Genomic DNA, 21,994 nt, shown 5'->3' on the forward strand with positions numbered 1-21,994 from the left:
CAGGTCTAGGTGACGATGTCTTCCTGCGTGACCCGGAGGACTTCGGCGACGGTCGTCGTTCCTTCGGTCACCTTCTCGGCACCGTCGTCGCGAAGGGTCCGCATGCCGCGGCTCGTTGCGAGCTTTCGGATGGCGGCGGCGTCGCTGCGTTGCATCACGAGGGTTCGCACATCGTCGTCGACCGGCAGAAGTTCGTGGATGCCGCTTCGTCCGCGGTAGGATGTGCCTTTGCAGTCCTCGCAGCCGGGGCCCTCGCCGAAGATCTCGGTGCCGGTCGGGATTCCGAGCTCCCGCTCGGTCTCGGCGGTGGACGTTTCAGCGACCCGGCACGTCGGGCAAACCCGACGAACGAGGCGTTGGGCCATGACGCCGTTCAAGGAGGAGGAGACGAGGAACGGCTCGATCCCCATGTCTATCAGGCGCGAAAGCGCGCCGAACGAGTCGTTCGTGTGCAGCGTGGAGAACACGAGGTGGCCGGTGAGCGCCGCCTGGATCGCGATCTCGGCGGTCTCGGGGTCCCGGATTTCGCCGACCATGATCACGTCGGGATCCTGCCGCAGGATCGACCGCAGGCCGCTTGCGAACGTGAGGTCGATCTTCGGGTTCACCTGGATCTGTCCGACGCCGTGCAACTGATATTCGATCGGGTCTTCAATCGTGATGATGTTCCGCGAGCTCGAGTTGAGGCGGGCGAGGGCGGCGTACAAAGTCGTGGTCTTGCCGCTGCCGGTGGGGCCCGTGACGAGCAAGATGCCGTGGCTTTTCTCGATCAGACGCTCGAGGTCGTCCAGGTTGGTGCCGAGGAGTCCGAGGTCTTCGAGACGGAGAAGCGCGCCCGTTCGGTCGAGAAGACGAAGGACGGCGCGTTCGCCGAACTGCGTCGGGACGATCGAGACACGAACGTCGATGTCGCGTCCGGCGACGCGGAAGCGAAGTCGACCATCCTGCGGGAGGCGCTTCTCTGCGATGTCGAGCCCCGACATGATCTTGATTCGGGCGACGATCGTCGGGTGGTAGCGACGCGGTGGCTTCAGGACGTCATAGAGGATCCCGTCGATGCGAAAGCGCACCGTGACGTCGCGCTCGAAGGGCTCGATGTGGATGTCCGAGGCGCGGTCCTTTACGGCCTGGAACAGAAGCGAGTTCACGAGCCGAATGATCGGGGCATCGTCGTCGGCGTCGAGTAGATCTCGCGGTTCCTCGAGTTCGTGGGCGACTTCGTCGAGGCCGCCTTCCTGGATGTCGCCCATGACCGCCTCGGCCGAGCCCTGTGCGTCGTCGTAGGCCCGGTTGATGCTGTCGAGGATTGCCGCCCCGGGGACGACGACTGGAACGATCGGACGCTGGAAGAGCGCGCGCAGGTCGTCGACGATCTGGGCTGCCCGCGGGTCGGCAAGGGCGATCTCTACGGCTCCGTCGTCCCGTTGACTCAGCGGAAGGCAGGCCGCGCGTCGCGCGTACTGAATCGGGAGCCGTGCGACGAGCGCAGGGTCGAGTTGGGACGCCTCGATCGTGTCCCGGAACTCGAGGCCGAAGCGGTTGGCGAGAGCGCTCGCGGTCGCGGAATCGGGTAGGCCCGCGGGTACCTCCGCGACGTCGTCCGCCATCAGTACTCCCGCGACGCGGCTCCGAGGTCGACGGGGGGCAGCAGGACGCCCCCTTCCTCCGCGGGCAGGGAACGGAGGCGGTTCGGCACGAGGCTGCCGAGGGTTCCTCCGAAGCGGCCCTCGCGCCCCTGTACGGCATCGCGGAACCTTAGGCGGCTCTCGTCGGCGACGACCCGCATCTCTTTCTGATTCTGGATGACGCGGGGCGTGAGTAGGATGATGAGGTTCACCTTCTCCTTCGTCTTCGTCTCGAACTTGAAGAGTTGGCCGAGCACCGGGATGTCCGAGAGGTAGGGCACGCCTTGCTGAGTGTCGGTCCAACGGTCGCTGATGAGCCCGCCGATCGCGACACTCTCGCCGTCCTCGACGACCACCGTGGTCGTGGTCGAGCGCAGAGACGTCGTTGGGCCGAGCTGTAGGACCTGCGCCTCGCTCGTGGGTACGAGTGCGGAGACTTCCTGGAAGACGAAGAGTCGCACGCTGTCGCCCTGCGTGATCTGCGGCGTGATGCGCAGGGTGATGCCCACGTCGCGTCGATCGATCTGACTGAAGGTGTTGGCGAGGTTCGTCTCGTTCGTCGAGCGGCTGCTCACGAACGGAACGTTCTGGCCGACGACGATCTCGGCTTCTTCGTTGTCCGACGTGAGGATGTTCGGCGAGGAGAGGACGTTGATGTCGGAGTTGCCTTCGAGGGCTGAGATCATCGCGATGCCGGCGGGGACTTCGGTCCCGTCGGGGAGCTGGATGACCTGCTGGCTCACGAGTGCGCCGAGGAGTCCGGGCACGGCGCCGAGCGCGGCCGTATTGCCGGTCGTGAGGGCGGAACTCAGCGCGCCGATGTTCTTGAAGTTCGTCTGACCGAGCAGGACTCCGTTGCCGTCGCCGACTGACGTGCCGCCCTGTAGCTCGATGCCGAGTTCACGGGCTTTGTTGAGCGAGATCTCGAAGATGATCGCCTCGACGAGCACCTGCGGTCGCGCCACGTCGAGCTGCTGGATCACGCCGCGCAGCGTGTCGTAGTCCTGCGGTGCCGCCGCGATGACGAGCGAGTTGGTCGCCGGGTCGGCAGTGACCCGTACATCGCCCTCCAGCTCGAACGGTCCGCCGCCAGTGCCCGCGCTGCTCGCGCCCTGGCCGCGCCCGCCTGCGGACGGAGGCGTACGGCCTCCGAGTCCGCCGAGACTGCCGGCGTTGCGGCCGCCGATTGTGCTGCGACCGAACGGCTGTGAGCTCGAGTCGTTGCCGAACCGCCCGCCGCCCTGAGTGACCGAACGGCCGGGAAGGGACTGACGCACCGGAGTGTTCACCGAAATGCCGAGCAGGTCGGCCAGGACCTGAACGAGCTCGGACGCATCTGCGTGGCGAAGCGCGTAGACCTGAATCCGGCCGGAGCCGCGCGGAAGCGGTACGTCCAGCTTGTCGATCAACGCGCGCACCTGCCGGATCTGGAAGGGGCTGCCGATCACGACAATCGAGTTCGATCGCTCTTCGGGGACGATCTTCAATGCGGCTTTCTTCCCCGCGGTCGAGGACCTGCGATTTCCGGAGGCGACGTTGGTCACGGCCGACGTTCCGCTGCGGCGCGGTTTCGTCGTGGCCACGTCCTCCTCGACGGCGTCGAGCAGGATGCTCGCTAGCTCACCGGAGAATGCGTAGTGCAACGGAATGACTTCGACCGTGCGCTCCTGCCCGGGGACGTCGAGCTGCTGGATGATGTTCATGAGCCGGGAGATGTTCGACCCGGTGTCGATGACGATGAGCGAGTTGGTGGGCGCGTACGCGCTGATCAGCCCTTCGCGCGAGACGAGGGGCTGAAGGAGGGCCGCAGCTGCGTCGGCCGCGATGTGGAGGAGCGGAACGATCTGCGTGACGAAGATGTCGTTGCCCTCGCCGTCGTCGGCCAGAGGCAGGTGGGTCGCTTTCGCGTCCTTGATCGGGATGATCTTGGTTATGGGCCCGGAGGCGACGAGCGTGAAGCCCTTCACCTGCAGGACGGATTGGAAGACCTGATAGGCCTCCTTCACCGTGATCTCCTTGGGGGACACCACCGAGACCCGCCCCTGGACCTTCTCGTCCATGAGGAAGTTCCGCCCGGTGATCTCACTGATGAACTTCACGAGCGTGGGCAGCTCGACGTCCTGGAAGTCCATCAGGACGAGCTCGTCGGGCCCGAGCGCATGAGGAGCGCCGTCGCCGGGCGAGGCCGCATCGGCCTGCGCCGCAGAGACGGTCGGCAGGAGGCCGGAGAGTAGAACCGCCAGGACGGCAACTACCGAATTTCGTACGAAAGCGTCCGTGGCTCCCCCCCCCTCAACACATCGACGGTAAGTCGATTCTCCCCCTTCAACTCCCCGAACAAGCCCATGGCCCGCGTCGGGTCCGTTAGCTCCGTACCATTGATGCGTTGTACCACATCGTTGTTGCGAAGCCCGAGTTGCTGAAACAGGCTGCCGCGACGGATCGCAAAGACCCGGAAGCCCTGGGTGTTGCCGTCCTTCATGCTCGGCACCGCGCGCATCTGGGTGAAGAGCGTCGAGAGATTGTCGAGCTGGTGGTCGACCTCGGCCCGCCCGATCATGAACCGGTCGTCTCCGAGCTTCCGCACCTTGGACTCGGCGGCCTTCTTCGAGGCGGACGATCCCGCCCGGGTGCGGGTCTTGTTGGCCGAGGCACTGACGCCCAGGTCCGGCGGGACGGTGAGAACCTCTTCCTTCGCTCCCCGTTGGAGCACGATCCGCCGCCAGCCGACCTCGACGACTTCGGCGCCGTCCAGCCCGTCGCCGAGGCGGACCAGCTTCTGCTCCTTGGCCTTTTGGTCTTCGACGATCCCGAAGCGGAAGTCGCCGGCACCACCGGTTCCGAGCAGCTTCAGGTCGGCGGGGCCCGCCTGGGCCTGGGTGGTGCGCCGACGGTTGGGCTCCTCGTCCCGGACGGCCGCGAAGAGGTCTCTGCGGGCGATCGGGAGATACGCCGACAGTGGATCTGTCTTCGCCTCGCGCGTAGGCGCCGAGGCGGAAGCGCCGCGCTCTATCCCGGCGCGACTCAGGCGCCCCCGTACCACGCTGGAAATCGCAGTCGCGACGAACAGGGCCGCCAGCCCGAGAAGGAGCAGACGGCCAGCGACCCAGTAGGGCCGAGCGATCCGCGTGATCACGTCCGTACCATGAACTATCCGATTCTCGCAGACCTGCAAGTAATCGGCTCGTATCACCGCGGGGCGGGACTTCTGGGGGAGGCTCGCGTTGACGGGGCACGGATTGGACGGTTACTGTGGGCTGATACCCGCGGGCCTGATGGTGAGGATGCCCGCTCGAGCCGAGTCCCCGTGAGCGAAGACGATCTGACCGCGACCCGGCGAGCCAAACTTGCGACCCTGCGCGCATCCGGCTTCGCGTACCCCAACGATTTCAGGCCCGAGAACCGTGCCGGCGAAATCCTGGCCACGCACGCGGATCACGACAGGGAGGCCCTCGAAGGCCTGGGCCGTGAGGTCGTGGTTGCGGGCCGGGTCATGGCCAAGCGGAGCTTCGGCAAGGCCGCCTTCGCGGTCATCGAGGACGAGACCGGTCGCGTCCAGGCGTACCTCAAGAAGGACAAGCTCGACGAGGAGACGTTCGCGCTCGTGAAGTCCCTCGATCTGGGTGACCGCATCGGCGTCCGGGGCACGGTCTTTCGGACCCGGACCGACGAGATCACGATCGCCGCCACTGAGATGCACCTTCTGGTGAAGTGCCTTCATCCGCTGCCCGAGAAGTGGCATGGCCTGACCGACGTCGAGATCCGCTACCGGCAGCGCTACCTCGACCTGCTGAACAACGCCGAGGTGCGCGAGTCGTTCCAGAAGCGCGCGAAGATCCTCTCGGGGATGCGCGACTTCCTGACAAAGCGCGACTACCTCGAAGTCGAGACCCCGATCCTGCAGGCCATCGCGGGCGGCGCCGCGGCCAAGCCCTTTCGCACACAGCACAACGCGTTGGATCTCTCGCTCCAGCTTCGGATCGCTCCGGAACTCTACCTGAAGCGACTCCTCGTCGGGGGCTTCGAGCGCGTCTTCGAGATCGGGCGAAACTTTCGGAACGAAGGGCTGTCGACGCGTCACAATCCCGAGTTCACGATGCTCGAGTTCTACCAGTCGTACGCGAGCGTCGACGATCTGTTGCCGCTCGTCGAAGAGATGATCGTCGGGCTGGCGGAATCGCTGCACGGTGGAACGAAGATCACGTACGGCGAGCAGGAGATCGATCTCGGCCAGCCGTGGAACCGTCTTTCGCTCGTCGGAGCCACCGCCGAGCGCGTGGGCTGTGCGCCCGAGGATCTTCGCTCCGACGCCAAGGCAGCCGAGATCGCGAAGAAGCACGGCGTCCAGCCGCCGCCCGGAGCCGGTGCCGGCAAGATTACGACGGAGCTCTTCGAGCACCTCTTCGAGCCGGAGCTCGTGCAGCCGACCTTCGTGATCGACTTTCCACGCGAGGTGTCGCCGCTCGCGCGTCCGCGCGACGGAGATCCGTTCCTGGTGGACCGGTTCGAGCTCTACGCCGCGGGTCGTGAGATGGCGAACGGGTTCTCCGAGCTCAACGACCCGGATGACCAGCGGGAACGGTTTGCAGCGCAGGTCGCCAGTCGCGCGCACGGCGACGAAGAAGCACACCCGATGGACGAGGACTACATCACGGCTCTAGAGTACGGCATGCCGCCCGCCGCCGGTTGCGGTGTCGGTATCGACCGGCTGGTCATGTTGCTCTGCAACCTCCCGTCGATTCGCGACGCGATCCTCTTCCCGCTTCTGAGGCCTCAATGAGGTCCTGGTGGGGCTCTTGGGAGCTCTCGGTCGGGATGCGCTACCTCCGCGCCCGGCGCCGCGAAGCCTTCGTTTCGCTCATCGCGCTGATCGCCGGGGCGGGCGTTGCCATCGGCGTGATGACCTTGTGCATCGTCCTCGCGGTCATGACGGGCTTCGAGGAGGATCTGCGCGAGCGAATCCTCGGTTTCAATCCGCAGATCGTCGTGTTGAGCCACGGCGGTACGTTGCGAAAAGCTGCCGAGGCCGAGCAGGCGGTTGCGGGAACGGTTGGCGTCGCGAAGGCGGCACCGTTCGTTTACGGCCAGGCGATGGTGAGCAGCGCTGATGCGGTCTCCGGCGCGGTCGTGCGAGGAGTCGAGCCTGCTCGGATCGACGACGTCGTCGAAGTGCGTCGTCACATCAAGCGCGGCTCGGCCGACGATCTCGGCAAGCCCATGCCGATCGAGCGATTCGTCGATGGCGAGTTGGAACGATTCAGCGTGCCGCAGGTGTTGCTCGGATTCGAACTCGCGAAGACTCTCGGTGTAGACGTCGGCGACTGGATCAACCTGATGTCGCCGCTCGGTACGCCATCCGCGGTCGGGATGGTTCCGCGGGTGAAGCGTTATGCCGTCGGTGGCGTGTTCGACTCCGGGATGTACGACTACGATTCGACGATCCTCTATATGGCGATCGGTGACGCGCAGCGCTTTTTCAAGATGGAAGACACTGTCAGCGGCATCGAGGTGCGCCTCGACGACCTGAACGCCGCGCGCGAGGTTTCAGGCCAGATCGAGGAGCGGCTCGGCTATCCGTACTACGCGCGCGACTGGATGGAGGTGAACCGAAACCTCTTCGTCGCCTTCAAGCTCGAGAAGTTCATCCAGTTCGTCGTCCTGCTTCTGATCGTCCTGGTGGCGGCGTTCAACATCGCCGCGACCCTGATCATGGTCGTCATGGAGCGGCGCAAGGACATCGCGATCCTGAAGTCCATGGGGGCGTCGAATCAGGCCGTCGGCCGGATCTTCATCTTTAAGGGCGCCCTGATCGGCGTGACGGGGACGCTCATCGGCATCCTCGGAGGACTCGGCGGGTCGCTCCTCTTGCGGCGCTACCAGTTCATCGAGTTGCCCAAGGACGTCTTCTACGTGAATACGGTTCCGGTCCGGCTCGAGCCCGAGAACTTCCTCCTGGTGGCGGGCGCCTCGATCCTGATCTGCATCCTCGCCACCATCTACCCGGCCAGGCAGGCGGCCCGCCTCGCACCCGTCGAAGTGATCCGCTACGAGTGAGGCCGGCAAGTGGGGTGGGGCAACGAGCGCACATCGAGGCCAGTGGAGTGGCCAAGGAATTCGTCGACGGACCGCGATCCGTGCGCGTGCTTTCCGAAATCAGCCTCTCGGTCGAGCGGGGTGAGACGGTCTCGATCGTCGGGGAATCCGGCGTGGGGAAGAGCACTCTCCTGCACATCCTGGGCGGGCTCGAGCGCCCGAGCAGCGGGGCCGTACGGGTCGGCGAAGTCGACCTGTCCGAGCAGAGCGAGAAGGAGCTCGCCCGCTTTCGGAACGAGTCGATCGGCTTCGTGTTCCAATTCCATCACCTCATGCCGGACTTCACCGCCCTCGAGAACGTCATGATGCCGAGTCTGATCGCCGGAGAGCATCCCAGGGAGGCGCGAGGGCCCGCCGAGGCCATTCTCGAGCGCGTCGGTCTGGCCGACCGCCTCGATCACCGCCCCGGGGAGCTGAGCGGAGGCGAACAGCAGCGTGTTGCCGTCGCACGAGCGGTCGTCCGTCACCCGGACCTCGTTCTGGCCGACGAGCCGACCGGCAATCTCGATCCGGACACGGCCAGCGACATCGAGCGGCTCCTCGTCGAATTGAACGGAGAAGTCGGAACCACTTGCGTGGTCGTCACTCACAGTGACCGGCTCGCCGGCGCCATGGATCGCCGGCTGCGCCTCACGCACGGTCACATCGAGACAGCATGAAGACGCGAAGGTCTCTCACGGTTCTGGGCGTGGTCCTCGTGCTCTGTCTCGGACTCCTGGCCTTCGCCGGCGAGGCGGCGGCGCAGGCGTTCCCGCGCGTCAAATCCATCACGATTGCGGACAACACCCGGGTTGATGAACACGCGATTCGCGTTCACATCGCATCCAAGGCCGGTGTGCCGATCAATCTCCCGCAGCTCGATGCGGACCTGCGCTCCGTCTACGGGATGGGCTTCTTCGACGACGTCCAGATCGAGGTCGAGCAGACACCGGGTGCGAATCAGGTCGACGTGATCTTCCGGGTCGTCGAGCGCCCGCTCATTCGCGACGTCACGATCAACGGCGACAGCGAGGTCAAGGAAGAGGAGCTCGAGGAAGCTCTCGGCGTCCGGGGTCGTACGATCTATGACCCCGAGAAGGTGCGCCGCGGCGTCGAGCAGGCGCGCGGGCTCTTCGAGAAGGAAGGCTACCTCGACGTCACGATCACGCCCGAGGTGCAGCCGACCGGCACCGGTGACGTCGATCTCGTCTACCAGATCGAGCAGGGCGAGGCGATTCGCGTCGGCGAGATCCTCTTCGAAGGCAACGAGAATTTCTCGGACCGCGAGCTGAAGGCGATCATGGCCACGAAAGAGGCTTGGTTCCTCTCGTGGATCTTCGATTCGGGCACGCTCAATCGTGAAGACCTGAAGACCGACATGGAGCGCGTCACCGCGTTCTACTTCGATCATGGGTACGTCAACGTGAAGCTGGGGAAGCCCGAGGTCACGCGTGACGGTAACGAACTCATCATTACGACGAAGGTCGAAGAGGGCGAGCCGTACGACTTCGGCGAGATCCGCTTCGCGGGCGACTATCAGGAAGACATTCTCACCGTCGAGAACCTCCAGAAGTCGATCGAGGCGCAGCAGGGAGACGTCTTCCGTTCGAGCCTCCTGCGCACTGACGTCGAGCGGCTCACCGACATCTACGGAGATCTCGGGTACGCGTTCACCAACGTCGAGCCCGAAACGCTGATTCGACCCGACGAAAAGAAGGTCGACGTGACCTTCCGCGTGAGCAAGGGCGCACCCGTCTCGATCGGCAAGATCGAGATCACGGGAAACACCAAGACCCGCGACAAGGTCCTCCGTCGCGAGATGAAGATCAACGAGCAGGAGAAGTTCTCCGCGACGAATCTTCGTCGTAGCCGCGATGCGCTGCAGCGGCTGGGGTTCTTCTCCGAGGTGAACGTCACCACGCGAAAGGCCAACGCTCCTGACCAGATCAACGTGCTCGTCGATCTGAAAGAGGGATCGACCGGGTCGTTTAGCGCGGGCGCCGGCTTCAGTTCGGCCGACAGCTTCTTGTTTAACGTGCGTGTGTCGGAGAACAACTTCCTCGGTCGGGGTCTGCGCGTCGTCGCAAACGCCGACATCGGTTCGGTGCGCAGAAACATCTTCCTGTCGGCGACCGATCCCTACTTCCTTGACACGAACCTCCTGATGACGGGCACGCTGTTCACCGCACAGCTGCAGTTCCCCGACTTCACGCGTGAGGCCCTGGGCCTCTCGATTCGAGCCCTCTATCCGTTTGAAGCGCTCGACATCGACCGCGTGCAGCTGCTGCCCTGGACGCCGCCGATCTCCCTCCAGGACACGCGCTTCGGCGTCGAGTACCGGCTCGAGAGGGCGAAGATCTCCGACATCGCGCCGGATGCGCCGCCGAGCATCTTCGCGGCCGAGGGGAGCACCTTCATCTCCTCGATCGCGCCCGGCATCCTGCGCAACACGCTGAACCACGCCTTCGACCCGACCGACGGGTCCTACCAGGACTTCTCGTTCGAATTCGCCGGCCTCGGGGGCGAGACCCGGTTCTTGAAGTTCTCCGGCCGCGGTCGTTGGTTCGTGCCGATCTACAGGATCCCCGGGATCGGCCCGCTCGTGTTCTCGTCCGGTGGGCGGGTCGCTTGGGGACTCGGCGAAGAGGGGATCTCCGGCAAGGAGATTCCGCTCATCGATCGCTACTTCCCAGGTGGCATCAATACCGTCCGCGGCTACGAAATTCGGTCCCTGGGACCGCGTGAGAGCACCTTCAGCCCGCAAGGGGCGGAGATCAACAACCAGCCCGTCGGTGGTACGAACCAGCTGATCGTCCAGACCGAGGTCATCTTCCCGCTTTTCCAGGAAGTGGGCCTGCGGGGCGTAGCATTCTTCGATCTGGGCAATGCCTGGCTCCAGGAAGACGGCATCGACGTCGGGAACTTGCGCTATTCGACAGGGCTCGGCATTCGTTGGCTCTCGCCCTTTGGACCGTTACGGATCGAGTTCGGCGTCCCGCTGAACCCGAAAGAGAACGAAGAGAAGCAGCCGATCCAATTCTCGTTCGGCGCTCCCCTTTGAGTTGCCCGCACCCCAAAGTGGCGCGTGGAGGAGTTATGAGCATGCGAGCATTGAAATGGATCGTCCCTGTCGTCGCTTTGGCCCTCACGTGGGCGGCGCCGGCGCTTGCCGAAGACGCCGCGACGTCGGTTCGAATCGGCTACGTCGACCTTCAGAAGGCCCTGATGGAGTCCAAGGCCGGCAAGAAGGCAAAGGCTGATTTCAAGGTGCGGGTCGACAAGCTGGAGAAGCGCCTGCAGGGGAAGAAGACCGAGCTCGAGAAGATGAAGGAAGATCTCGAGCGCCGGGCCGTCGTGATGCGCGAGGAAGAGCGCCGGAAGCTCGCAGATGAGTTCGAGCGCAAGCGTCTCGATCTGAAGCTCGACTTCGAGGACTCGCAGGCGGAGCTCCAGAAGAAGGATCAGGAGCTGACGGGTACGATCGTCACGAGCCTTCAGGCGATCATCAAGGAGATCGGCGACTCGAAGGGTTACACGCTGATCCTCGAGTTGGGGTCGAGCCCGGTACTGTACTTCAAGTCGTCCGACGACATCACTGCCGAGGTCCTCAAGAAGTTCGACGCCCGCTCGTAACGAGGGGACGAGCAGAGCCTCCATGCTGTCGGGACGAGACATCTCGCGGCTCTTGCCGCATCGGTACCCGTTCCTACTCGTCGACCGCGTAGTCGAGTTCGAGGCGGACCGCCGCATCGTCGCGGTGAAGAACGTGACGCTCAACGAGCCGCACTTCAGCGGGCACTTCCCGGACCGTCCGATCATGCCGGGGGTCCTGTTGTGCGAGGCGATGGCGCAGGCGGGCGGGTTGCTCGTTCAGGGCACGCACCGAGGTGGCCTGTCCGTCGACATGGATGACGACGGCGAGGGCTTGTTCCTCGTGCTGACCGGGCTCGACAATGTGAAGTTTCGCCGGCAGGTGCTCCCCGGGGATCAGGTTCAGCTCGAGGTCACTCTTCAGCGCAAGCATCGCCCGCTGTGGAAGATGCGGGGGGTGGCGTCCGTCGATGGGCAAGTCGTCGCGCAGGCCGACCTTTCCGCCGTCGAAGTCGAGTCCGAGGCGGCGGCGGGCGAGCCCGTTGCGCCTGCACCGCGCACTCAGATTCATTCGACGGCCATCGTTTCGGTGGGTGCCGAGCTCGAGGCGGGCGTTGAGGTGGGGCCGCAGGCGTTCATCGGGCCGCGGGTGCGCATCGGTCGTGGAACGAAGGTGCAGCATCACGCGCACATCGACGGCTGCACCACCTTGGGCGTCCACAACCAGGTCTTCCCGTACGCGGTTGTGGGGTCGGTTCCCCAGGACATGAAGTACGCCGGCGAAGACAGCCGTCTGACCATCGGCGACCGCAATCGGATCCGAGAGTTCGCAACCTTGTCTCTGGGCACCGAGGGGGGCGGTATGGAGACGACGATCGGCGACGACAATCTCTTCATGAACTACAGCCACGTGGGGCACGACTGTCACATCGGGAGTCACGCGATTCTCGTGAACTCGTCAGCCCTCGCCGGGCACATCGACATCGGTGATTTCGCGATCGTGTCCGGGCTCTCGGCAATCGCACAGTTCGTGCGGGTGGGCGAGTCCGCGTTCATCGGCGGTGGCTCGATGGTGGTGATGGACGTCCCGCCTTACTGTATGGCGAACGGCAACCGGGCCGAGTTGAAGGGCCTGAACCAGGTCGGTCTCGAGCGACGCGGAATCACGGCCGATCAGGTCCGCGAGTTGAAGCGTGCCTACAAGTTGCTGTTCTCCTCCAAGATGCGAGTCGCGGAGGCCGTCAAGGCGGTGCACAAGGAACTTGCGGACTCGGCTCCCGCGAAGGCCATGGCGGAGTTCGTCGCCGCGAGCGAGCGTGGCGTGACCCGGCCCTGAGCCGAGCCGCCTGAGGAGTTCTAGTGGAACGGACGGGTGGATCTCCCGAACCGTTGGGTCTGATCGCAGGCAACGGAATTTTCCCGCAACTGGTCGCGGCCGGTGCCCGCGACGCCGGGGTCCCGGTGGTCGCGGTGGCGCACCACGGGGAGACGGAAGACGGGCTCGAGGCCGTGGTGCAGGAATGCACGTGGGTGCGCGTCGGCGAGCTCGGGAAGATCATCAAGGTCTTCAAAAAGGCCGGTTGCACGCGTGCCGTCATGGCCGGAGGCCTGGCCAAGGTGAAGCTCCTGGGCGGCGTGCGTCCCGATTTTCGGGGCGCGGCGTTCCTCGCGAAGACGCGGAGCGTTCACGACGACAAGCTCCTGCGCGGGATCGCCGCAGAGTTGGAAGCGGACGGGATCACGGTGATCCCGTCGACCGAGTATCTTCCGGAGCTGCTTCCGCCGCCGGGCGTTCTCACGCGCAAGAAGCCCCGTCGGAAGGAGCGCGAAGACATCGCGTTCGGTCGGCAGGTCGCGAAAGTCACCGGGGGGTTCGAGATCGGCCAGACGGTCGTGGTTCGCAACGGGCTCGTCCTCGCCATCGAAGCCGTCGAGGGAACCGATGCGGCCGTCCGCCGCGGCGGCGAGTTGGGTCGCGGCGGCGCCGTCGTGGTGAAGGCGAGCAAGCCCGGGCAGGACCTGCGATTCGACGTGCCGGCGGTCGGACCCAATACGATCGAACTGATGAACGAGGTCGGTGCGAAGGTATTGGCCGTCGAGGCCGGGCGCACGCTCTTACTCGAGCGCGACAAGTTGATCGCCAAAGCCGACGCCGCTGGTATCGTCGTGGTGGCATTTGATCCGGAGGAAGACACATGAACGGGTCGGGTGGACTTCGTGCGGCAGTGGTCGGTGCGGGCTACCTCGGGACGTTTCACGCCGAGAAGTATGCGGCGCTGGAAGACTGCGAACTCGTCGGCGTCGCCGACATCGATCTCGGGCGCGCGACGGCGTTGGCGGACCGGCTCGGTTGTCGCGCCGTTCAGGACATCGGCGAACTCATCGGCGAGATCGACTGCGCGAGTGTAGTGGTCCCGACGACGCACCACGAGAGCATCGCCACGCGGCTGCTGAAAGCTGGTGTTGATTGCCTCGTCGAGAAGCCGCTCGCGACGAACACCGAGCAGGCGGCGAACCTCGTCGCGCTGGCGAATGCGCTGGGGCGGATTCTCCAGGTCGGCCATCTCGAGCGCTTCAATCCGGCGCTGACTCGGCTGGCGAGTGAGATCACGGCGCCGCGCTTCCTGGAGTGCCATCGGCTCGCGCCGTTCACCGAGCGCGGTGCGGACGTCGACGTCGTCCGTGACCTGATGATCCACGACCTCGACCTCGTGCGCTTGCTCGTGCCGCACGAGATCACGTCGCTGGAAGCCGTGGGCGTGCCCGTCGTCACGAACAAACCCGACATCGCGAACGTCCGCCTCCGCTTCGACGGCGGCGGAATCGCGAACATCACGGCGAGCCGCGTTTCTCTCAAGCGCGAGCGGAAGCTGCGCCTCTTTCAGACGGACACCTACCTCACGATCGATCTCGGCGAGCGTTCGGTTCGAATTGCCCGCCGAACGCCGGGCACGACCGGCGTTGCCGGCGTCAAGTGGGAGCAGATCGACCTCGCCGAGGCGGATGCGCTCGATGCGGAGATTCGCGCGTTCGTCGCGTCGGTTCGAACCCGTTCGCGGCCGGCCGTAACCGGGGAAGACGGGCTCGCGGCCCTCGAGCTGTGCGAGAGAATCCTCGCCGTGATGGAGTCCGAGTGAGCGCGCGCGTTCTGCTGGTCGCCGGGGAAGCCTCCGGAGACCTGCGCGGCGCAGAGTTGGTTCGCGAGCTTCGGGCGCTCGTGCCCGAGGTCGAGGTCTCCGGTGTCGGCGGCGAGCGTCTGCGGGCAGCAGGGATGCACATCACCGTTCCCGCCTCCGACCTCTCGATCATGGGCTTCACCGAAGTCACCTCGCGCGCCGCGACGATCGTGCGCTCCTATCGACGGCTCCGCGACGAGATTCTCGGGCGAGGGCCGTCCGGTCGGAAGCCCGACCTGGTGGTCCTGATCGATTTTCCGGATTTCAATCTGCGGCTCGCCGCGGTGGCGAAGCGCGTGGGAGTTCCCGTCTTCTACTACGTGAGCCCGCAGGTCTGGGCGTGGCGGCGCTATCGCATCAAGACGCTCGCGCGCAGGGTGGATCGGCTCGCCGTCGTCTTCCCCTTTGAAGAAGAACTTTATCGCGGTCTCGCCGACGTCACCTTCGTGGGCCATCCGGCGCTCACTACGGTGCACTCCACCCGGTCTCGTGAGGAGACGCGAGAGGTTCTGGGCGTCGAGGACGGCAAGCAGCTCGTCGCGATCCTGCCGGGGAGCCGCCAGGCGGAGGTGCGAGAACTGCTTCCGCCGATGCGCGGATCCCTCGAGCTCCTCTCGGCCCCGGTGCACGGTGTGGTGGCCCTCGCCGACGAGAGTCTGCGCACCACCGTCGAGGAGCTGGCGCCGGACCTGCCCCGAGTCGTGGATGAGACCTACGATCTCGTGGCAGCCGCCGATCTTGTCCTCGTGGCTTCGGGGAGTGCGTCTCTCGAGACGGCTCTCCTCGGGCGGCCCATGGTGATTTGCTACCGGCTGTCGGGCTTCAGCTATGCGGTCGCTCGTGCGTTGGTCCGGGTCCCATTCTTCGGAATGCCCAATCTGGTTCTCCACAAGCGCGCAGTGCCCGAACTGCTGCAGTCCCAGGTCACGCCCGAACGGATCGCGGCGGAAGCGCGCCTGATCCTGGACGATCCTGCGCGTGGCGCGGAGATCGAGGAGGATCTACGGCAGGTGCGGGCTCGCCTCGGCAAGCCGGGCGCGGCGGGCCGAGCGGCAAAGATCGCGGCCGACATGATGTTTGTCGGGTCCGCCGGACTTCGGTAGGAACGGCAGGAGTATGGAGCGCGGCACGAGCTATCGGCGCCTGCTGTCCTACCTGCGCCCGTACGTCTGGCCGCGGTTCGTGGGCGGCGCGGCGTGCATGTTGGTCTTCAGCGCGACCACGTTCTACCTGCCCTTCCTGATCCGGAACGTCTTCGACGACATCTTCGCTGCCCGGGATTGGGCGATGTTGGCCTGGCTTCCGGTCCTCTCGCTGCTCGTCTTCGCCGTCCGAAGCCTCGCGAACTACGGCTCGAGCTATCTCATCGAATGGGTGGCACAGAAGATCGTCGTCGATTTCCGCAAGGCGTTGAACGAGCGCGTTCAGCATCTCCCGCTGTCGTTCTTCAACCGGACGCCGACGGGCGCGATCGTCTCGCGTGCGACGAGCGATGTAACGCAGGTGAACACGGCCCTCACCCAGAGTACGATCGCCCTCCTGCAAGACACGACGTCGCTGATTGCGCTCCTCGCCGCGGCCTTCGTTCTGGATTGGTCACTGGCGCTGATCGCCTTCGTGGGCTTCCCGATTGCGGTCCTTCCCGTGATTCAGCTCTCGAGTCGCTTGCGGCGCCACGCGCGGGCGGGGCAGGAAGCGTTGGGGACGCTCGCGGCTCTCCTGCAGGAGACCGCGCAGGGCAACCGGGTGGTGAAGGCCTTCGGGATGGAGGCCTACGAGCAGGAGCGGTTCGCGGCCGAGAGCCGGCGCGTCTTCCACTATCAGATGAAGGCGACGCGCGCGCGTGCGTTCATCCAGCCGATCATGGAGATGCTGGCCGCCTTCGGGGCGGCTGGGGTCATCTGGTACGGCGGCTACAGCGTTCTGTCGGGCACGCGGACGCAGGGGGCGTTCCTGGGCTTCATGGCGGCTTTGATGCTCGTATACGAGCCATTCAAGCGCCTCGCCAAGGTGAACAGCGAGATCCAACGCGGGCTCGCGTCGGCGAGTCGTGTCTTCGAGATCCTCGACGAGCCAGACGAGATCGACGAACGGGCCGGTGCGCTCGCGCTCGGGCCTTTGTCCGACGCCATTCGGTTGGAAGCCGTTCGGTTTCAGTACCCCAAGCGAGCGGGTGATCGCGCGGCGGCGGCTGCTGGAGCGAAGTCCGAGGGGCTCGACGCGGAAGCCGCGTTGGACGGCATCGACCTCACCCTGAAGCGAGGTGAGGCGGTCGCGGTGGTCGGGGCGAGTGGGGGCGGCAAGTCGACGCTGGCCGATCTCATCCCCCGTTTCTGCGATCCGACGTCTGGGCGGGTGACCGTGGACGGCACCGACCTTCGGGAGGTGACGCTCGCTTCCCTGCGGGACCAGATCGGGATCGTCACGCAGTTCACGTTCCTGTTCAACGACACCATCCGTGCGAACATCGCCTACGGTAGCAGCGTGGCGCGGTCCGACGAGGTCGAAGCGGCCGCCCGCGCGGCGCACGCCCACGAGTTCATCTCCGAGTTACCCGACGGGTACGACACGGTCGTCGGTGAGCTCGGGGTGATGCTTTCGGGCGGGCAGCGGCAGCGGCTGGCCATCGCGCGGGCCCTGATGAAGAACGCGCCGATCCTCATCTTGGACGAGGCGACGTCTGCGCTGGATTCGGAATCGGAGCGGCTCGTGCAGGATGCCATCGACCACCTGATGGACGGCCGCACGACTTTGGTGATCGCGCACCGCTTCTCGACCATCCGTCGCTGCCACCGGATCGTGGTTCTCGACCGCGGACGGATCATCGAGGAGGGGACGCACGAGGAGCTCTACGAGCGGCGTGCCGCGTACCGGAGCCTGCACGACCAGCAGGCGCTCGCACATGCCGTTGCCGCCGACGCGGACCCGAGACCCGCGTGAAGCTGGTCCCGCGGGGATCGAAGGGTGAGCGCTTCGTTGTCGAGGTCGGCGGCTACCTGATTCACCTCGTGCTGCGAGTGGTCGCCGCGACGAGTCGCCACCGTTATGTCGGAGCGGAGGACATCCTGGCGCGGTTCGCGGCAGGCGACCAGCTCATCATGGCGTTCTGGCACGGTCGCATGGTGATGACGCCGTTCGGTTACAAAGGGGCGGGCGCCTGCATCATGAACAGCCGGCACCGCGACGGCGCCTTGATCTCGAGGGCGATCGAGCGTCTGGGGGTCGAGGTCGTCCACGGCTCCTCGTCGCAGGGCTGGGTAGGGGGCCTGAAGGGGCTCCTGCTGGCGGCAGAGCGCGGGCGCGACCTGGTGGTTGTCCCGGACGGGCCGCGGGGGCCACGCTGTCGGGCGAAGGGCGGTGTGGTTCAGCTCGCCCGGGCGACCGGGCTGCCCATCTTTCCCACGTCCACTGCGGCTCGTCGTCAGAAAGTCGTTGCCAAGAGCTGGGACTGGCTGTGCATCCCGTGGCCGTTCACCGAGATCGTCTACGCGGTCGAGGAGCCGATCTGGGTGTCGAGCGATGCCTCGCAGGAAGCCATGGAAGAGGCGCGTCTCGAGCTCGAACGGCGGCTGAATCGGGCGACAGAGACGGCGGACCGGGAGCTGGGCGTCGCATCCGGCTTCACCGCAGAGTATATACGCGGCGGACCGCCTCGCCGGAGGCGGCAGGAGGAGCGGGTATGAGACGGATCGGGATCGGAAGCTTGGTGGCCATCATGATCGCCCTCGGCGTCGTTGCGACGGAGCCGTTGGTGGATCGCGTCGTCACCGTCGGAGAGGCCCTCGCGGCCGAAGACCCGGAGACGATCCGCAAGAAGTTCGAGACGTTCGCGTCGGGTTGGATGGAGAAGCTACGGGAGCGCCAGCGCTTCAACCAGGGCAAGGCGAAATGGAGCCCGGCCGGGGGCGGCGTCCAGACCATCTTCATCGGATACGATACGGCCAACTACCGGATCCTTCCCCTGTCCAACGTCGAAACGCATCCAATCGGCAAGCTCGTATATCTCGAGTTGAAGCTACGGCTCGTCGGCGAGACCGAGGACGCGGCTCGTGCCCGCCAACCCGAAATCATCGAGCGCGTCGAGGTGACGGAGCTCTTTCGCTACGCCGGCGGGAAGTGGGTCTACTGAGCGCGGCCGCGGTGTACGGCGAGTCCTCGAGTCCGTCGGCGCGCCTACGCCTATACAATCTGCTCGCGGTCGTCGGCGTTTTGCTCGTCGGACCGTTCGCGGCGCTGGTGAGTCTGTTCAAGCCGTCTTGGCGGCGCGGGCTGACCCATCGTCTTGGGTGGGGTTGGCCGCAATCCGACGGCCGACCGACGCTGTGGGCTCATGCTGCCTCCGTCGGAGAGGTCGAGGGGATCGGTCCGTTGGTCGACCGATGGCGGGAAAAACATCCCGAGGGGCGTGTCGTCGTAAGCGCACTCACGGCGACCGGCTGCGACGTGGCGCGCACGATCCTGCCGTTCGCCGAGGTCCGCGCCTTCCCGTTCGATCTGCCCGGAATCGCGCCCCGTGTGGCCCGGCAGTTACGCCCGGATCTTTTCCTGTTCAGTGAGAACGAGATCTGGCCGAACCTGCTGACGACGCTTTCGGAGATGGGCGTGCCGACAGTGCAGGTGAGCGGACGGATCTCCGAGAGCGCCGCCGACACGCTGGGCCGCTTTCCGGTGTGGAGTGCCGACATCCTCGCGCGCGTCACCCGGTTTTGCGTTCAGGGCGACGGAGACCGGGAGAGGCTGGTTGAACTCGGCGTCGATGCGGCGCGGGTGGTCGTGACCGGCTCGCTCAAGGGAGACGGTCGGATGGCTCCGAGTCCCGCTTTCCTCGACGAGATTCGCAGGCTGGGCCGTCCTGTCATCGTCGCGGGGTCCACGCACGAGGGTGAAGAACGGATCGTCCTCTCCGCCCTTCGGCTGCTCGGTGGGCAGGCCGTGGCGCCGTTCTGGATCCTCGCACCGCGGCATCCCGAGCGCTTCGAGGCGATCGCGGCGCTCCTCGACGAGGAGCACATCCGGTACCTCCGCCGGACGGAACTTACCGCCGACGGCGGGACCCTCGAGGCCGCCGACGTGCTCCTGCTCGACACGATCGGTGAGCTCGCGGGCTGCTTCCCGGCGTCGACTGCTTGCTTCATCGGCGGCTCGCTCGTGCCGATCGGTGGGCACAACCTTCTGGAGCCGGCCCGGTGTGGTGTGCCGATCATCGTAGGCCCGCACCTCGACTCGGTACGGGAGCTGGCCGAGAGGTTGCAGTCCGTTGGCGCGGCCGCCGTGGTGAACGACGCCGCGGAACTTGCTCAGGCGGTGTCCGACCGGATCGATGCGCGACCGGACGCGACGGCGGGAGAGGCCGCACGCGCCGTCGCGGAGGAGTCCGCGGGGAGTCTCGCCCGAACCTGGCAGTACGTGGAGCAGGCCGCTTCCGAGGCAGCGGTACGATGAGTTCGGACGCGCCGCCGACGAGCCGCGAGCGACTCGTACGCAGTTGGTCGAATCGAGGGCTGCTGCGAACTGTTCTGGCTCCGCTCGAGTGGGGCTATCGTCTCGGCGTCGCCGGGCGACGCGTGGGGTTCCGTACGGGCGTGTTCCGGACACGGCAGGCCGGCGTGCCCGTGGTGAGTGTCGGGAACCTAACGGTCGGCGGGACGGGTAAGACGCCGGCGACTCTATGGCTTGCACGTCGACTCCGGGAGGATGGTCACAAGCCTGCCATCGTCACGCGCGGGTACGGCGGGAATCTCGCTGGTCGGACCGAGGTCGTCGGGAGAGACGGTCGCCCGTTGCTCGACGTGGACATGATCGGGGACGAGGCGTCCCTGCTCGCCGCGCGCTTCGGAGGGCCCGTGGTCTGCGGCGCCGACCGCGCGGCTGCGGTGGCGCTGGCCGTCGAGAAGGAAGGGGCGGACGTCGTCGTTCTCGACGACGGGTTCCAGCATTGGCGCCTCGAGCGCGACATGGACATCGTCCTCGTCGACGGCCGTGCGGGGTTCGGAAACGGAGCGCTGCTACCCGCTGGGCCCGTCCGCGAGCCGCTGCGCGCTCTCTCGCGTGCTCAGGCGATCATCGTGACGAAGACGTCTCCGGTCGGGCCGCTCGCGAACACGCTGCGACGCTACGCGAGCGACGTTCCGCTGTTTTCTGCGGAGCTCAAGCCGGTGAGTCTCAGCCAATGGGAGGATGGGGAGCTTCGCACCCGCTCGATTGGGGATCTCGTCGGGCGCCGGGTGGTCACGGTCTCGGCGATTGCCGAACCCAGATCGTTCTACGAGTTGCTGGGCCAGCTCGAGGCGCAGGCCGTCGAGGTGCTCGAGTATCCGGACCACCATCGATTTACCCAGTCCGACTGGCACCGGATCAACAAGGCGGCGCACAGCGCCGACCTGGTCGTCTGCACCGAGAAGGATCTCGTGAAGCTCTGCCGGTTTCCCTTCGCCCGGGGGCGTCTCGCGGCGCTCCGTGTGGACTTTTCGCTCGGAGAGGCCGACGAGGAGCGGTTGTACAGTCTCGTGCAGGAGCGGCTGCGCCTGCGCGCAACTCGTGCTAACGGACCGGCTGACGAGGGTGGATTATGAAGGTTTTGGTGACGGGGGCGGCGGGCTTCATTGGTTCGCACGTGGCGGAGGCGCTGCTCGGACGCGGCGACACGGTAACGGGAGTCGATTGCTTTCTCGATTACTACCCGCGCGCGGTGAAGGAGCGGAATCTCGAAGGTCCGCGAAGTCACGATGGGTTTTCGTTCGTCGAAGCCGATCTCGCAACCGCGTCGCTCGAGCCTCTCGCCGAGGGCTGTGACGCCGTCATACACTTGGCTGCACAGGCCGGTGTTCGTGCGAGCTGGGGGCAGGATTTTCGGATTTACGTCGATTCGAATATCCACGCGACGCAGCGGCTTCTCGAAGCCTGCTCGCGCACGAACCCGCCGCGCTTCGTCTACTCGTCGTCCTCCTCGATCTACGGTGATGCGCCGGAGCTGCCCACGCTCGAGACGACGCTCCCGCGGCCGATTTCGCCTTACGGCGTGAGCAAACTCGCCGCCGAGCACCTGTGCCGCCTCTACACGCAGGCAAGCGGGATTCCGACGATCTCTCTTCGGTACTTCACGGTCTACGGGCCCCGTCAGCGTCCCGACATGGCCTTCAACCGATTCCTGCGAGCGCAGCTGCAAGACGAAGAGCTTCAGTTGTACGACGACGGCGAGCAGACGCGGGACTTCACGTTCGTTGCAGATGCCGTAGCCGCGAACGTACTCGCGATCGAGAACGGGACGCCGGGAGCGGCGTACAACATCGGAGGCGGTTCGCGCGTCAGCGTGAACGACGTCTTGAAAATCATCGGCGAGCTGACCGGGCGAGAGCCGCGGGTTCGGCGCCTGGACAAACAGCTCGGTGACGTGCGTGACACCCATGCCGCGGCTGACGCCGCGCGGCAAGAGCTTCGCTGGACACCGAAAACAGAGCTTCGAGAGGGTCTTGCCGCGGAGTTGGAATGGCTTCGGGACGAGATCCGCGCCGATTAAGAGGAGGGCGACGA

The 21,994-nt window shown here is 65.8% G+C and carries 18 protein-coding genes; 15 read left to right on the forward strand and 3 right to left on the reverse strand.

Annotated elements, in window-relative coordinates:
- Positions 1-5 precede the first annotated feature (5 nt).
- From gspE to gspC, 3 genes are all read right to left on the reverse strand, one after another.
- A complete protein-coding gene (gene gspE / locus P8R42_03800) occupies positions 6-1,607 on the reverse strand; it encodes a type II secretion system ATPase GspE (GenBank protein ID MDG2303773.1) in 1,602 nt (533 codons plus the stop codon).
- The gene (gene gspD / locus P8R42_03805; protein MDG2303774.1) at positions 1,607-3,757 is read right to left on the reverse strand and encodes a type II secretion system secretin GspD; all 2,151 of its coding nucleotides are present in this window, start codon (positions 3,755-3,757) and stop codon (positions 1,607-1,609) included. Before gspD ends, gspE begins: the two co-directional genes overlap by 1 nt.
- 119 nt (positions 3,758-3,876) lie before the next feature.
- Entirely contained in the window at positions 3,877-4,761 is an 885-nt protein-coding gene (gspC, locus tag P8R42_03810; GenBank protein MDG2303775.1) for a type II secretion system protein GspC, read from the reverse strand.
- Between the two features lie 171 nt (positions 4,762-4,932).
- Here gspC and lysS point away from each other — a divergent pair, with 171 nt between their 5' ends.
- The 15 genes from lysS to P8R42_03885 are packed head-to-tail and all read left to right on the forward strand — an operon-like array spanning position 4,933 to position 21,980.
- Complete coding sequence (gene lysS, locus P8R42_03815; GenBank protein ID MDG2303776.1) at positions 4,933-6,405, forward strand: lysine--tRNA ligase; 1,473 nt, start codon at positions 4,933-4,935, stop codon at positions 6,403-6,405.
- The gene (locus tag P8R42_03820; protein MDG2303777.1) at positions 6,402-7,679 is read left to right on the forward strand and encodes a lipoprotein-releasing ABC transporter permease subunit; all 1,278 of its coding nucleotides are present in this window, start codon (positions 6,402-6,404) and stop codon (positions 7,677-7,679) included. Before lysS ends, P8R42_03820 begins: the two co-directional genes overlap by 4 nt.
- 47 nt (positions 7,680-7,726) lie before the next feature.
- Entirely contained in the window at positions 7,727-8,377 is a 651-nt protein-coding gene (locus tag P8R42_03825) for an ABC transporter ATP-binding protein (protein MDG2303778.1), read from the forward strand.
- Complete coding sequence (bamA, locus tag P8R42_03830; GenBank protein ID MDG2303779.1) at positions 8,374-10,758, forward strand: outer membrane protein assembly factor BamA; 2,385 nt, start codon at positions 8,374-8,376, stop codon at positions 10,756-10,758. Before P8R42_03825 ends, bamA begins: the two co-directional genes overlap by 4 nt.
- 41 nt (positions 10,759-10,799) lie before the next feature.
- Complete coding sequence (locus P8R42_03835) at positions 10,800-11,330, forward strand: OmpH family outer membrane protein (GenBank protein MDG2303780.1); 531 nt, start codon at positions 10,800-10,802, stop codon at positions 11,328-11,330.
- A 22-nt stretch (positions 11,331-11,352) separates the two neighbouring features.
- Positions 11,353-12,624 (forward strand): acyl-ACP--UDP-N-acetylglucosamine O-acyltransferase, encoded by a 1,272-nt coding sequence (lpxA, locus tag P8R42_03840; protein MDG2303781.1) that lies wholly within the window; start codon positions 11,353-11,355, stop codon positions 12,622-12,624.
- Positions 12,625-12,647: 23 nt separating this feature from the next.
- The gene (lpxI, locus tag P8R42_03845) at positions 12,648-13,487 is read left to right on the forward strand and encodes a UDP-2,3-diacylglucosamine diphosphatase LpxI (GenBank protein ID MDG2303782.1); all 840 of its coding nucleotides are present in this window, start codon (positions 12,648-12,650) and stop codon (positions 13,485-13,487) included.
- A complete protein-coding gene (locus P8R42_03850) occupies positions 13,484-14,425 on the forward strand; it encodes a Gfo/Idh/MocA family oxidoreductase (protein ID MDG2303783.1) in 942 nt (313 codons plus the stop codon). The genes lpxI and P8R42_03850 overlap by 4 nt, the downstream gene beginning before the upstream one ends.
- A complete protein-coding gene (lpxB, locus tag P8R42_03855) occupies positions 14,422-15,567 on the forward strand; it encodes a lipid-A-disaccharide synthase (GenBank protein MDG2303784.1) in 1,146 nt (381 codons plus the stop codon). Before P8R42_03850 ends, lpxB begins: the two co-directional genes overlap by 4 nt.
- 13 nt (positions 15,568-15,580) lie before the next feature.
- Complete coding sequence (locus tag P8R42_03860) at positions 15,581-17,404, forward strand: ABC transporter transmembrane domain-containing protein (protein ID MDG2303785.1); 1,824 nt, start codon at positions 15,581-15,583, stop codon at positions 17,402-17,404.
- A complete protein-coding gene (locus P8R42_03865; protein MDG2303786.1) occupies positions 17,401-18,147 on the forward strand; it encodes a lysophospholipid acyltransferase family protein in 747 nt (248 codons plus the stop codon). Before P8R42_03860 ends, P8R42_03865 begins: the two co-directional genes overlap by 4 nt.
- Positions 18,144-18,593, forward strand: coding sequence for a hypothetical protein (locus tag P8R42_03870; protein MDG2303787.1), 450 nt, complete (start codon positions 18,144-18,146; stop codon positions 18,591-18,593). The genes P8R42_03865 and P8R42_03870 overlap by 4 nt, the downstream gene beginning before the upstream one ends.
- Positions 18,581-19,906 carry a 3-deoxy-D-manno-octulosonic acid transferase gene (locus P8R42_03875; GenBank protein ID MDG2303788.1) on the forward strand — a complete coding sequence of 442 codons (1,326 nt, stop codon included), beginning with the start codon at positions 18,581-18,583 and terminating at the stop codon, positions 19,904-19,906. Before P8R42_03870 ends, P8R42_03875 begins: the two co-directional genes overlap by 13 nt.
- Entirely contained in the window at positions 19,903-21,036 is a 1,134-nt protein-coding gene (gene lpxK, locus P8R42_03880) for a tetraacyldisaccharide 4'-kinase (GenBank protein ID MDG2303789.1), read from the forward strand. The genes P8R42_03875 and lpxK overlap by 4 nt, the downstream gene beginning before the upstream one ends.
- On the forward strand, positions 21,033-21,980 hold the full coding sequence (locus P8R42_03885; protein MDG2303790.1) for an NAD-dependent epimerase/dehydratase family protein: 948 nt from the start codon (positions 21,033-21,035) through the stop codon (positions 21,978-21,980). Before lpxK ends, P8R42_03885 begins: the two co-directional genes overlap by 4 nt.
- Positions 21,981-21,994 lie beyond the last annotated feature (14 nt).

This window comes from Candidatus Binatia bacterium, from assembly GCA_029243485.1.
Taxonomy (GTDB): domain Bacteria; phylum Desulfobacterota; class Binatia; order UBA12015; family UBA12015; genus VGTG01.